The following is a 13953-nucleotide window of genomic DNA, read 5'->3' as shown; positions in this document are numbered from 1 at the left end:
ATGATCAACAATTGTTTTATTAAAAAGGAGATCGTGATGAACGCGGTTAATGCTTCATTTACTGATTATAAAGTTGCCGATATCAATCTTGCTGACTACGGTCGTAAAGAAATCAAACTTGCTGAAGCTGAAATGCCAGCCTTGATCGGCTTGCGTAAGCGCTATGCTGCTGCAAAACCACTTGCAGGTGCCAAAATTCTTGGCTGTATCCACATGACCATTCAAACTGCTGTTTTGATTGAAACTCTGGTTGAATTGGGCGCAGAAGTTCGCTGGACGTCATGTAACATTTTCTCGACTCAAGACCACGCTGCTGCTGCAATCGCTGCACGCGGTATTCCAGTTTTTGCTTGGAAAGGCGAAACTGAAGAAGAATACAACTGGTGCTTAGAGCAACAAATCAATGTCAATGGCACACCTTGGGATGCCAACATGATCTTGGACGATGGCGGCGACTTGACTGCACTTGTTCATGACAAATACCCAGCACTTCTTGAGCGTATCCACGGCATTACTGAAGAAACTACAACAGGTGTACAACGTCTTCACGAAATGTTCCGTGATGGTACGTTGAAAGTTCCTGCAATCAACGTCAACGACTCTGTTACCAAGTCTAAAAATGACAACAAATACGGTTGCCGTCACTCACTCAATGACGCCATCAAACGTGGTACAGACATGTTGCTTTCTGGTCGCCGTGCATTAGTGATTGGTTACGGTGACGTGGGTAAAGGTTCTGCTCAATCTTTACGTCAAGAAGGCATGATCGTTCGTGTCACTGAAGTTGACCCAATTTGTGCAATGCAAGCTTGCATGGACGGCTACGAAGTCGTTTCTCCATACAAAAATGGCGTACAAACAGGCAAAAAAGAAGACATCAATCTTGATTTACTAGAAAACACTGACTTGATCGTAACGACTACAGGTAACTATCACGTTTGTGATTCAGCAATGTTGGATACCTTAAAAGCAGGTGCTGTCGTATGTAACATCGGTCACTTTGACACTGAAATCGACACCAACTACTTACGTAGTTACAAATGGGTTGAAGTAAAACCTCAAGTACACCAAGTATATCGCTCAGAAAATGAAAATGATTACCTGATCTTGTTATCTGAAGGTCGTCTGGTAAACCTTGGTAATGCAACAGGTCACCCATCACGTGTGATGGATGGTTCTTTTGCTAACCAAGTTTTAGCTCAAATGCATTTATTTGCTGAAAAATTTGCTGATCTTCCTGCAGCAGAAAAACCAGCGCACATCCGTGTTGAACTTCTTCCGAAAAAACTGGATGAAGAAGTTGCCGCAGCGATGGTTGCAGGTTTTGGCGGTGTATTGACTCAATTGACTCAAGTACAAGCAGATTACCTCGGTGTACCTGTTGAAGGTCCATTCAAATCTGACACTTACAAATACTAAGTTTTAGACCTCTCCTAGCCTCCTCTGTTTAGGAGAGGCACTTCCCTGATTGAGGTAGGTCTTCTCCTGCACAAAGCATAAAAGCCACGCTGATTTTTTTGTGCAGGGAGATGGTTAGGATGAGGATCAATATTCAAGAACAGTATTGATAAAAGGATTTGAAATGACTAAACGTGTACCGATTTCCTTTGAATTTTTCCCACCAAAAACTGATGCTGGTGCCGAAAAACTTCGCGCTGTACATCAAGACCTACAGCAACTAAATCCAGAATTTTTCTCCATCACTTATGGTGCAGGTGGTTCGACTCGCGAACGTACGCTTGCTGCTATCAGTGACTTTAACGGTAAAGGCACACCTGTAGCACCGCACTTGTCATGTATTGGTGATGACAAAGCCCGTATTGCTGAACTTTTAGATTTATATAAATCTCAAGGGATTGACCGTATTGTGGCATTGCGTGGTGATTTACCATCAGGTCAGGTGGGTTTAGGCGAACTGCCTTATGCACAAGACTTGGTTCGCTTTATTCGTGAACATTCTGGCGATCACTTTAAAATTGAAGTGGCAGCATATCCTGAAATGCATCCGCAAGCTGAAAGTTTTGACCTCGACATTCAACGCTTTGCAGAAAAAGTGCATGCAGGTGCCAATTCAGCGATTACCCAGTTTTTCTTTAATCCAGATGCATACTTCTATTTTATCGAACGTATTGCCAAACTGGGTGTGCATATTCCAGTTGCACCAGGCATCATGCCAATCACCAATGCCAGCAACCTGATTCGCTTTGCTGATGGAACAGGTGCAGAAATTCCTCGCTGGATTCGTAAGCAACTTCAAGCTTATGGTGATGACAGCAAGAGTATTCAGGCATTTGGTCACGAAGTTGTCGTCAAGCTTTGTGAACGTCTGATTGCTGGTGGTGCGCCAAGCCTGCATTTTTATACCATGAACCATATCCAGCCAAATCGTCAGCTTGTGACGGATCTTGGACTCGCTTAATTTGTAACAGGTCACGAGCCCTATGAGTAATCGTTTTTTTATTGAAGCATCATTAACAGTGGGTCAGTCTATTGAGTTAACTGAAGTGGTGTTTCATCATTGGGTTCGCGTTTTGCGTGCAAAATTAAACGATCAAGCCATCTTGTTTAATGGACAAGGTGGCGAGTATTTGGTTGAACTCACCGAAATTAATAAAAAGAATGCTTCTATTCAGGTTCTATCTTTTGAACCAGCTAACCGCACTCCGAACTTTCAGGTTGTGCTCGGACAAGTGATGAGCAAAGGTGATCGCATGGATTATGCGATTCAAAAAGCCACTGAGCTCGGTGTACACAAAATTCAACTTCTGACCAGCGAACGCTGTGAAATGCGCCTGAAATATGACCGCGATCAGAAAAAAATCGATCACTGGCAAGCCATTGCAATTGCAGCATGCGAACAGTGTGGCTTAAATATTGTGCCTGAAGTGCTTGCACCCATTTCATTACAAGAATGGTTTAGCCTCTCCCTACCTGCTACCAAGCTCGTACTTGCACCCGATACGGACGCTTTTGATATCGCTAAACAGGCTACGCCTGACCTTGCGCTATTGATTGGCCCTGAAGGTGGTCTCAGTCAGGATGAGATTGCCCAGGCAAATGCTGCTGGGTTTAAAAACTGGTGTATTGGCGAGCGTGTATTGCGTACCGAAACAGCGCCCGTTGTCGCTTTAGCTATATTAAATTATATTTTATAGCACATAAAAAAATCACATTTCTATCGTATTCAGACATATACATTTGCATTAAACAATACTATGTTAATACGATTACTTGCTATTTCGTTGATGAAAGCGGACTTCGAATGCCATTTATGCAAAACGATGATTTTTCTAAAGAAATCGTATCGAGTCAGATTAAAAAATCAGCACACTATCTACGTTATTTGCTGGTAAGTACCTTTATTGTCTGTAATTTTATTTTTTTAAATTTTTATTTGAGATACCCAGATGAAGCCTCTTACATCGGCATCTGGGCCCTGTGTAGTAGTCTATTTTTTATTCCCTGCTTTGTGTTCTTACACAACTTTGTGAGGAAAAAAAAGTTTCGCATTATCACCATTGATTTAAGCAATAAATTCATTAGTATAGGAACAGGCTGTTCGATTGGAGCTGGTGTTTATTTGCTGCACATTTACTTACCCAGCAATTATGACTCAATTCTATTTTATGATACGTTATATCTATCTTTAAGCTTAATTCTGAATTGCTTAATTTTTAGCCTAACCTATCTCACCCAACGTTTATCTTATTTTTTCTTGGTGTTCATCCCTGCAATTGCGCCAATTTTGCTTCTGCAACCGATCAACCAGCAGATTTTTAACCAGTTATTTTATTTTGCTTTTGATTTTATTTTGGTGGTGATTTGTATTAGTGCTTTTGCTCTCAACCGCATGCATCGAAAACTGGCAAAACTATTTATCCGTAATGAGCAACTGATTCACGATGCCGAGCAGCAAGTGCAATATTCACAGCGTGTCTGTAATGAATTACAACAGGAAATGCAGCACTCAAAAAATATTGAAAACCAACTCCATGAATACTCACAATCTCTTGAGCAAACTATTCATGAGCGTACACATACATTAGAAAAACAAAAGCAAACGATTGAAATGGCAAATTCGATTGCCTCAGTACATACATGGGAATGGAACCTGATTAAAGGTACATTTGAAATCAATAATACCCATGTTAAAAAACTAGAATTCCGTTCACTCGAAAAAGACCTCACCCAAGCCTTACATCCAGAAGATATTCCCTTATGCATCGAGAAACTGCATCAGCACTTTAATCATGAAACTGAAATTTTTGAGTGTGAATACCGTGTTAAAGATGAAAATAATAAATGGGTATGGGTGATCAACCGAGGTAAAATCATTCAATACAATCCAGCAACCTCAAAACCTATGGTCATGATCGGTATTTTCCAAAATATTGATCGCCAGAAACAGGATCATGATCGAATTCAGCAAGCGGCCAATATTATGACGCATGTTGAAACAGGAATTGTGATGCTGGATGAACAATTACGCTATGTCGAAGCCAATCCTTATTTCTTTACCTTGTCCAATTTAACGCCTGAACAGGTTCTCGGAAAACAGCTGTTTGAAATTACGGATAACTATCGCCCGCGACAACGTAGCTTCCATTATTCAATTACTGAACAATTACTCAAAAATGCTGAATTTGATGCTGAGTTTGAAGAAAAATTTATTTCAGGCAAAGAGTTAAGCTTACGTTTACGCCTCAATGCAATTCGGGATAGCAAACAGCGGATTGTCAACTATGTCGGTATTTTTTCAGATCTGACCAAGATCAAACAACAAGAGCGACGCGTTTCTTATCTGGAAAATTACGACATTGTCACCAATTTACCGAACCGTTTTTATTACAACTATAAAATCTATCAATTTTTAATTACCAACAGTGAAAGTATTCATCAACTTGCCATTATTCGTCTGTCGATTGATCGTTTTACCGCACTGTATGAATTTCTAGGCAACCAAAATACATCAGAATTACTCAAACTCGTGGCCCAGCGCCTGCGTCTATGTAATCCAAATGCGTTAATGGTTGCCTATTTGAACCGTGATGATTTTGTCATTGTGTATGAACTCAATCATGTACAACCCAGTATCCAAACGATCTGTGAGCAGATTCGTCAGTATTTTAATCAGCCCGTTAAGATTGCCGAACAAGAGCTTATTATTACGTTATCAATTGGTGTGGCGATTTATCCTGAACACGCCAGTCAGTTTGAGCAGCTAAACAACTGCGCCCAACAAGCACTGAATCATGCGCGTCGCTTAGGTGGCAATACCATTCAGTACTACACCAAATCACATGACAGCCTGTATGAAAAAGATGTGAATCTGGAAAATGAATTACGCCAAGCACTACGTAATCAGGAACTCGAAGTTTATTTTCAACCCAAGATCTATATTCACAACGAGCAAATCGTAGGTTTTGAAACCCTGATTCGTTGGAATCATCCTGAAAAAGGCTTATTGCATCCAACCCAATTTTTACCTGCGGCACAGCAAACCAGTCTGATTTCTGATATTGGCGAATATGTTTTATTTACTGCCATTGCGCAACTGCGTGAATGGCAAGATCAAGGACTACCAGAGGTTTTTCTTTCGATCAATATTGATGCTCAACAGTTGTATCGTGGGCAGCTCATCGAACATCTTGATACAGCGCTGAACCAGTACCAAGTAGCAGGCAAATATGTTGAGTTTGAAATTACTGAAGCTTCATTGATTGAAAATAGTGAATATATTCACAATCTGCTACATCAGCTTAAGCAGCGTCATATTCAACTGTCTTTAGACGATTTTGGGACTGGTTATTCATCGATGGCTTACTTAACCGAGTTTCCATTTGATGTCTTAAAGATTGATAAAAGCTTTGTGCAAAATATGCATATGAAACGCCACAATGCGATTATCAATGCGATTATTGCAATGGGTAAAGCCATGGATCTAAAAATTGTGGCTGAGGGAATTGAAACACAAGAACAACTCGATTTCTTACGTGAAAAACAATGCGACATTGCACAAGGCTTTTATTATGCCAAACCGCTCAATAAAGCGGATGCTAGCCAGTATTTACAGACTTTTCACAGTAAATTCACACCATCATAACTAAAATTTATAGTGAACATAATTAACATAGGAATTTTTCACTGCTTGTAACTGTGCGAAAACAAAAACAAGTGATATAGTCGATTAGATTTTTTTTGTGCCAGGACCGTTAAGTTACTGGATTAACTGTTGTAAATGAGATGCAAATGGACGACCAAACACTAAAACAGCAAGCTTTAAATTATCATGAATTTCCACGCCCAGGTAAAATCAGTGTTACGCCAAGCAAACAACTGGTTAACCAACGCGACTTAGCCCTTGCTTACTCACCTGGCGTTGCGGCGCCATGTTTAGAAATCGCGCGTGACCCTTCAACAGCAGCAAAATATACAGCACGTGGTAACCTCGTTGCCGTGGTCAGTAACGGTACTGCCGTTCTTGGTCTAGGTAATATTGGCCCACTTGCTTCAAAACCTGTGATGGAAGGTAAAGGTGTCCTGTTTAAGAAATTTGCTGGTGTAGATGTTTTTGACATCGAAATTGCCGAAAACGATCCAGATAAAATTGTCGATATCGTAGCAGCACTTGAACCAACATTCGGCGGGATTAATCTCGAAGACATCAAGGCACCAGAATGTTTCTACATTGAGAAAAAATTGCGTGAACGCATGAACATTCCTGTGTTCCATGACGATCAGCACGGTACCAGTATTATTGTTGGTTCAGCATTACTCAATGCATTGAAATTAACAGGCAAGAAAATTGAAGAAATCAAGATTATTGCCTCAGGTGCAGGTGCTGCCGCACTGTCTTGCTTAAATTTACTTTGTGCATTAGGCGCACGTAAAGAAAACATTACAGTTGCCGATTCTCGTGGTCTGCTCACCACGTCACGTGAAGGTCTAGACGACTCTAAAAAACATTATGTACAAGACATTCCACAGACTCAGTTACATGAAGTCATGGAAGGTGCAGACATGTTCCTTGGCCTTTCTGCAGCAGGTATTCTCACCAAAGATATGGTGAAGAAGATGGCTCCAAACCCGATTATTTTTGCTTTGGCAAACCCAGATCCAGAAATCTTACCTGAACATGCTCATGAGGCGCGTCCAGATGTCATTATGGCAACAGGCCGTTCTGACTATCCAAACCAAGTCAATAATGCACTTTGTTTCCCGTATATCTTCCGTGGTGCGCTTGACGTTGGTGCAACCACCATTAATGAAGAAATGAAAATTGCCTGTGTACATGCGATTGCACGTATGGCACACGTTGAAGCCGATGCATCAACTTATGGTGAAAAATCAGCAGCTTTTGGTCGTGACTACCTGATTCCTCGTCCACTTGATCAACGCCTGATTTTAGAAATTGCTCCTGCAGTTGCGCAAGCAGCAATGGACTCTGGTGTTGCTACCCGTCCAATCGAAGATTTTGCGATTTACCGTCAACACTTGTCTGAGTTTGTTTATAACTCGGCATTTGTGATGAAACCAATTTTTGCACAAGCGAAAAGTGCACCAAAACGTATTGCTTATGCTGAAGGTGAAGATCTTCGCGTATTACGTGCAGTACAAGTGGTCGTAGATGAAGGTTTGGCATTCCCGATTTTGGTTGGTCGAACCAAAGTTATTGAAGCGAACATTCAACAGTTGGGCTTGCGTCTGGAAAACGGTGAAAACATCGAAATCGTTGATCAAGAACAAAATCCATTATACGAAGAGTTCTGGAAAGACTATTACAATAGCATGCAACGTAAAGGCGTAACGATTGAGTATGCTCAACGTGAAGCACGTCGTCGCTCAACACTTATCGCAGCCATGCTGGTGAAATTTGGCCAAGCAGACGGTATGCTCTGTGGTACGTATAGTAGCTATGACATTCACTTGGACTTCGTGCGCAATGTAATTGGCTTAAAAGAAGGCATGAACAACTTCTTTACGCTGAATGCATTAATGCTCGAAGATCGTAACCTGTTTATTGCTGATACCTATGTCAATACCAACCCAACAGCTGAACAGTTGGCTGACATGACAATTTTGGCTGCTGCTGAAGTTCGTCGTTTCGGTATTGAACCGCGTATTGCGTTACTTTCACACTCAAGCTTTGGTAGCAACCAAGATGATCCAAGCGCGCAAAAAATGCGTGAAGTGTATCGCTTACTTGCTGAACAAGCACCAGACCTTGCAGTTGAAGGTGAAATGCATGGTGATGCGGCACTTGATGAAAACATTCGTCATTTTGCATTCCCGAACTCAAGCTTCAAGGGTTCTGCAAACTTGTTGATTATGCCAAACCTAGATGCAGCCAATATTTCATTTAACCTGTTGAAATCTACTTCAGGTAATAATGTAACGATTGGTCCAATCTTGCTTGGCGCTGCAAAACCAGTTCACATTTTAACACCAACAACAACGACTCGTCGTTTGGTGAACATGACTGCGTTAACTGTCGCTGAAATTCAGCAAGATCAACACGCTTAAACACGGGTTTAAGCCCAAAGCTTAGACTTGTACAAACCTCTATTCTGTTGCATGATTGCTTTAAGAATAGAGGTTTTTTCATGCAAATTTATTTAGTAGGTGGTGCTGTCCGAGATCAGTTACTTGGGCACCCCTATCACGAGAAAGATTATGTAGTGGTGGGTGCGACACCCGAACAACTCATCGCACAAGGCTTCCAACCAGTTGGAAAGGACTTCCCTGTTTTCTTGCATCCTGACACCAAAGATGAATATGCACTGGCTCGTACTGAGCGTAAGCAAGGACATGGTTATCATGGGTTTGAATTTTTCACTTCACCAGAGATTAACCTCGAAGAGGATTTAATTCGTCGCGACCTGACCATCAATGCCATTGCACAAGATATTCAAGGCAACATCTATGACCCTTATGGTGGTCAGCAAGATCTTGAAAATAAAGTACTACGTCATGTTTCTGATGCTTTTAGCGAAGACCCGCTGCGTGTGCTTCGCGTAGCACGTTTTGCTGCACGCTATACCGAATATGGTTTTAAAATTGCCGATGAAACTTTGGCACTGATGACGCATTTAGCCAAGTCTGGCGAGTTAAGTTGCTTGACTGAAGAACGAGTCTGGAAAGAAACCTCGCGTGCGTTAATGGAAAAACATGCAGATGTATATTTTCAGGTATTGCGGGATTGTGGTGCATTAAAAATTCTGTTCCCTGAAATTGATGCCTTGTTTGGCATTCCACAACGTGCTGAATACCATCCAGAAATCGACTGTGGTATTCATACACTAATGTCTTTGCAACAAGCCTGCCAAGCCAACTATAGCCTAGATGTTCGTTTTGCAGTACTGGTACATGATTTGGGTAAAGCATTAACACCTGAAGATGTTTTACCGCGCCATATCTTGCATGAACAACGCGGAGTTGAGCCTGTCACCGAACTATGTGACCGACTCAAAGTGCCTGCCAGTATCAAGCAGTTGGCAATTGTGGTTTGTAAAGAACACTTAAAATGCCATCAGGCATTTACCTTAAAACCAGGAACACTATGGCGTTTACTACAACGGCTTGATGTTTTACGTCGCCCTGAGCGCGTTGAAGCATTTATACAGGCATGTGAATGTGATGCGCGTGGACGTTTGGGTTTAGAACTGCGTCCTTACCCACAAGCAGACTACCTACATGCAGCAATTGAATGTGTGCGTAATATTAAAGCGCAAGATTTACCTGCTCACATTACAGGTGCAGATATTGGTGAAATGCTGATTCAACGTCGTATAGATGCATTGGCACAGTTAAAACATGAACATATGAAACAACAACAGCCATCTTTTTGATGGCTGTTGTTTGCTCGCTTAAGCAATCTCGGCAGGAAATGTAATTACCTGCTCAAGCTTCAATTTATTTTGAGCAATCATCAATAAACGGTCGATTCCCAATGCAATGCCCGAACATTCGGGCATGTGCGGTAACGCAGCTAGCAGATGTTCATCAATCGGCATGACTGTTAACCCCTGCGCTGCACGTTCAGCATTGTCTGCCATGAAACGCTGACGCAACACCTCGGCATCGACCAGTTCATCATAAGCATTTGCCAGTTCCAGACCTTCAATATAGACCTCAAAACGTGCAGCAACCTGCTCACCATCATCATCGGTTTTGACTTTCGCCAGTGATGCCATTTCAGGTGGAAAGTCAGTTAAAAAAACGGGCGTATCAAAACCTAAACTCGGCTCGACCATATGGGAAAACAGTAAGTCCATATAGGCAAGTCGATCATCACCCAAATCCAGATTTAGCCCGACACGACGTGCGGTGTCTTTAAGCTGTTGTAATGTGGCTTGTAAGGGATTGATATCTAGACGATCCTGAAAGGCATGCTTGTAGCTCAGCACTATCGGACGTAAGTCAGAAAAACGTTCCGCTAAACACGTATTCAATAGAGCTGCCGTTTCATGCATTAAATCAGTCAGGCTAAATGCAGGACGATACCATTCCAACATGGTAAATTCACTATTGTGCTTGCGCCCATGTTCGTCATCTCGAAAGACTTTACAGATCTGAAAAATCGCACCGCTGCCGCTTGCTAGCAACCGCTTCATGGCAAATTCAGGCGAAGTCTGTAAATAATGGGTGTGCTGCTGACCATTGACATGATGTAGTGCAGGCACCGAAGCCAAATGCACATCGGTCACAGCCGCTTGTGATAACACAGGCGTTTCAACTTCCAATACATCCCGCTCAGCAAAAAACTGGCGAATGCGTTGATACATTTTGGCGCGGGCTTTGAGGGCTTGAACATCACAGGTCGGTTGAAAATTTTGACTCATGCCTGTGGTCCTCCATGTGCTGCCCATTCACGGCGCAACGGATAATTTTTACGTAAAGCATCAAACGCAGGTTGATGCACCCAGCCATCAACCACACAGGCACGTAAATTTGTATCATCTTGTGCAATATCATAAATTTTTGAGAGATGCTGCACCAAGGCTTGTTTTAAGTCCTGCCCCTGAAAAAATTGTTCACAAACAGGCAACTGAGTACGAAAATCTTTGTTGATTGCCAGCTGATATTTTTTACAAAATGCCTCGTAGATCATCTGTGTGCCACGTGCCTTACCTTCAAGGCTATAACCTGCGATATGCGGCGTAACCAAAGTCACCAAGTCGAGTAGTTCTTGTGAAATCATCGGCTCATGCTCAAACACATCCAGCACCACTTTACGCTGTGTTTGGCGAATATCCGCCATAAGATCTTGTTCGGCAATCACTGCACCGCGAGAGCTGTTGATTAAAATCGTGTCAGGTGACAATTGTGCCAAGCGCTCAGCATTAATGAGGTTATAAGTTGGATGTTGCCCTGTTTTTACCATCGGCACATGCAAAGAAACTGCATTTGCATGTTGCAGCAATGTATTTAAATCAACCTGTTCAATCTGATCATGTTGTACCAATGGATCACAGCCCAAGACTTTCCAGCCCAACAATTTTGCCATGGCTGCCAGACGCGTGCCGACATTACCCAATCCAACGATTCCTAAACAAAAACTGTCTGCGGCATCAATCAGTTCAGGTTTAAGTTTTAACAGTGCCGTAATCACGTATTCAGCGACCGCCTGTGCATTGCAGCCTGCAGCATTTGCCCACGTAATACCGTGTTGTTCTAAATAAGAAATATCGAGATGGTCTGTACCAATGGTGGCACTCGCTACAAATTCTACAGGCGTGCCCTGAAGTAATGCAGCGTTGACTTGAGTTACGGAACGTACAAGCAGTGCTTGAGTTTTTATAAGATCTTGCTGTGTCAGGGTTCGCCCTGCATGATGCTGAATATCTGCCAAATCGGCAAAGAAATAGTCTGTAAATGCCAGATTTTCATCTGCAACAATGTTCATGCATGATCACCACAATTTAAGATAACGTCATGATAGCGTTCCTATGGGCGTTAGGCTATGTTCATCCATGATAATTTGGTTTGTTAGCATGATTGCTTTTTCATTTCTATTTTTATAACAGCAAAATACCAGTACATAACCAACCATTCGGTTAGCATATCTATAAAATTTTGAACTTTATTTATGCATATCCTATAACGCTTGGACAAAGGATTTGTACATTTTATCCATGTCTTTTTCAGCAACTAAAATCGACGTTCTATTGAATCAGCCCACCTAGTCACTTTAACGCAAAAAGTATGCTAGCTTTAAACCACGCAACGCATCACTTTCAATGTCAAGGCATATAGAGCACAGCAATTAAAAAGGAATAGTTATGTTGATTAACGCTGATTTCTCTCAATCAGTCATGATGACACCTGAACAATATGAATGGATTCCTTCGCCACAAAAAGGCATTGACCGAGTCATGCTTGATCGAATTGGGGCAGAAAAAGCAAGAGCAACAAGTATTGTTCGTTATGCGCCATCTTCTATTTTTCCACCTCATAACCATCCAAATGGCGAAGAAATCCTTGTGCTAGATGGCACTTTTTCCGAGAAAGGTCATGACTATCCGACAGGATGGTATTTACGCAATCCCGATGGAACATCTCACCAACCTTTCAGTCACGATGGCGCTGTAATTTTCGTCAAATTACGTCAAATGAGCAGTGATGATGATCAAACGATTCGTGTCAATACAAATCTGATTGAAGCTTGGCACACTGAAAATGGTCAAAGAATTTGTCCCCTTTTTCAAAATGAAAATGAGAAAGTAGAATTGCGCCAAATTCCTATGAACGACCTTTTGCAGATTGAATCAGATCAATTCACTGAAATCTTAATTTTAGATGGCACACTGAACATTGATCATCAGGTATTCCCAACAGGTAGCTGGATTCGATTGGCTAAAAATTCAAATCATGGGCAAATAACAGCAAAGACTCAAGTGAAGCTTTACCTCAAGACCATGAAAAATATCACCAATATTGACTAAATCAGCATAGTCTCAGAATTTTATATAAACTTCTGAGACTGAATTTTTTATTTGGATAAGTTCTAAATCACTGCCTCAGGTTTAATCCTGATACTCAATGGTATGCACAATCAACAGGCAAACAAAGATGAAATCAAACCTACTCCGATGCAGCCATTCAATGCTGCCTCATGATGAAATCTCTATTTAGACTCTCTTTACGTATGGTTACGGGCTTTGTTCAAAGCATGATTAGACTCTGTGGTCTGAATTGGACGGCACCAGATTATTCGAGCCTTTGCCAAAGTTATAAAATATCATGATGTAGAAAACCGCAACCCTATACCTGCTATAGTCACAATATATTTTGGTGTAACAGCAGAATCCCCAATTTTGGTTCTCAGTTTTTTCACCAAGATGCGTAGATAATGGGTATCTTCTTCATGGGTAATTCCCCACAATTCTGTAAGAATTTGCTTTTGTGTAACCACTTTACCTTGATGGTTTATTAATAATGCTAAAAGCTGGAATTCTTTTTTACTTAAAGCAACTTCTTCCCCAGCCAATTTTACGACATGCTCTATCACATCAACGAATAATGTTCCATCATCAAAAATGCAAGCCTGTTCCGCCTGTTGCGGCTTAGTCCGAAACATCACCCTAACTCGCGCAGATAATTCCTGAATACTAAAGGGTTTAGTCACATAGTCATTAGCACCTGCATCCAGTAATTTAATTTTTTGATTTTCATCAGGACGTGCTGATAACACAATCACAGGAATATCTGACCATTGTCTCAACTCAGTCAAAACTTCCAGCCCATCCATATCAGGTAAACCTAAATCTAAGATCAATAAGCCAATACATCGTGTCACCAAAATTTCCAAGCCTTTCAAGCCATTTTCAGCAACATGTACCTGATAACCTTGCGCACGCAAAGCGATATCTAAAAATCTACGAATTTGCGGTTCATCGTCAATAATAAGAATTGATATTTGATGGTTCAATGTTTGTGGCATAAACGATGATT

10 protein-coding genes and 1 pseudogene are annotated in these 13953 nt (G+C 41.5%); 8 read left to right on the top strand and 3 right to left on the bottom strand.

The genetic code is table 11. The features are described from left to right. Positions 1 to 36: 36 nt before the first annotated feature. The 6 genes from ahcY to P255_RS03605 all read left to right on the top strand — a co-directional run bounded on the left by ahcY (position 37) and on the right by P255_RS03605 (position 9848). Positions 37 to 1419 carry an adenosylhomocysteinase gene (ahcY, locus tag P255_RS03630; protein ID WP_004903676.1) on the top strand — a complete coding sequence of 461 codons (1383 nt, stop codon included), beginning with the start codon at positions 37 to 39 and terminating at the stop codon, positions 1417 to 1419. A gap of 163 nt (positions 1420 to 1582) precedes the next feature. Then, positions 1583 to 2419 (top strand): methylenetetrahydrofolate reductase [NAD(P)H], encoded by an 837-nt coding sequence (gene metF / locus P255_RS03625; RefSeq protein WP_004903674.1) that lies wholly within the window; start codon positions 1583 to 1585, stop codon positions 2417 to 2419. Positions 2420 to 2441: 22 nt separating this feature from the next. Beyond that, positions 2442 to 3155: a 16S rRNA (uracil(1498)-N(3))-methyltransferase gene (locus tag P255_RS03620; protein WP_004903672.1), complete on the top strand. Its 714-nt coding sequence runs from the start codon at positions 2442 to 2444 to the stop codon at positions 3153 to 3155. Between the two features lie 425 nt (positions 3156 to 3580). Beyond that, positions 3581 to 6103: a bifunctional diguanylate cyclase/phosphodiesterase gene (locus P255_RS03615; RefSeq protein WP_228127523.1), complete on the top strand. Its 2523-nt coding sequence runs from the start codon at positions 3581 to 3583 to the stop codon at positions 6101 to 6103. A gap of 146 nt (positions 6104 to 6249) precedes the next feature. Further along, positions 6250 to 8523, top strand: coding sequence for an NADP-dependent malic enzyme (locus P255_RS03610; RefSeq protein ID WP_004903668.1), 2274 nt, complete (start codon positions 6250 to 6252; stop codon positions 8521 to 8523). Positions 8524 to 8603: 80 nt separating this feature from the next. Next, positions 8604 to 9848, top strand: coding sequence for a multifunctional CCA addition/repair protein (locus tag P255_RS03605; RefSeq protein ID WP_004903667.1), 1245 nt, complete (start codon positions 8604 to 8606; stop codon positions 9846 to 9848). Positions 9849 to 9866: 18 nt separating this feature from the next. On the opposite strand, the gene epmA is transcribed toward P255_RS03605, so the two are convergent. Both epmA and P255_RS03595 read right to left on the bottom strand, forming a co-directional pair. Continuing rightward, complete coding sequence (epmA, locus tag P255_RS03600) at positions 9867 to 10841, bottom strand: EF-P lysine aminoacylase EpmA (RefSeq protein WP_004903666.1); 975 nt, start codon at positions 10839 to 10841, stop codon at positions 9867 to 9869. Next, positions 10838 to 11905, bottom strand: a complete 1068-nt coding sequence (locus P255_RS03595) for a 4-phosphoerythronate dehydrogenase (RefSeq protein WP_004903665.1) — start codon at positions 11903 to 11905, stop codon at positions 10838 to 10840. Before P255_RS03595 ends, epmA begins: the two co-directional genes overlap by 4 nt. Before the next feature lie 376 nt (positions 11906 to 12281). Between P255_RS03595 and P255_RS03590 the strand changes: the two genes are divergently transcribed. Both P255_RS03590 and P255_RS15185 read left to right on the top strand, forming a co-directional pair. Further along, positions 12282 to 12944: a cupin domain-containing protein gene (locus P255_RS03590; RefSeq protein WP_004903664.1), complete on the top strand. Its 663-nt coding sequence runs from the start codon at positions 12282 to 12284 to the stop codon at positions 12942 to 12944. An 80-nt stretch (positions 12945 to 13024) separates the two neighbouring features. Beyond that, positions 13025 to 13237, top strand: a pseudogene (locus P255_RS15185) (transposase); the annotation flags it as partial. Positions 13238 to 13240: 3 nt separating this feature from the next. Here the strand turns inward: P255_RS15185 and P255_RS03585 are convergent. Beyond that, on the bottom strand, positions 13241 to 13942 hold the full coding sequence (locus P255_RS03585) for a response regulator (protein ID WP_004903663.1): 702 nt from the start codon (positions 13940 to 13942) through the stop codon (positions 13241 to 13243). Positions 13943 to 13953: the final 11 nt, after the last annotated feature.

The organism is Acinetobacter brisouii CIP 110357, from assembly GCF_000488275.1.
GTDB lineage: Bacteria > Pseudomonadota > Gammaproteobacteria > Pseudomonadales > Moraxellaceae > Acinetobacter > Acinetobacter brisouii.
Note: the sequence above shows the minus strand (reverse complement) of the source record. Positions and strands in the feature narration are given on the sequence as shown.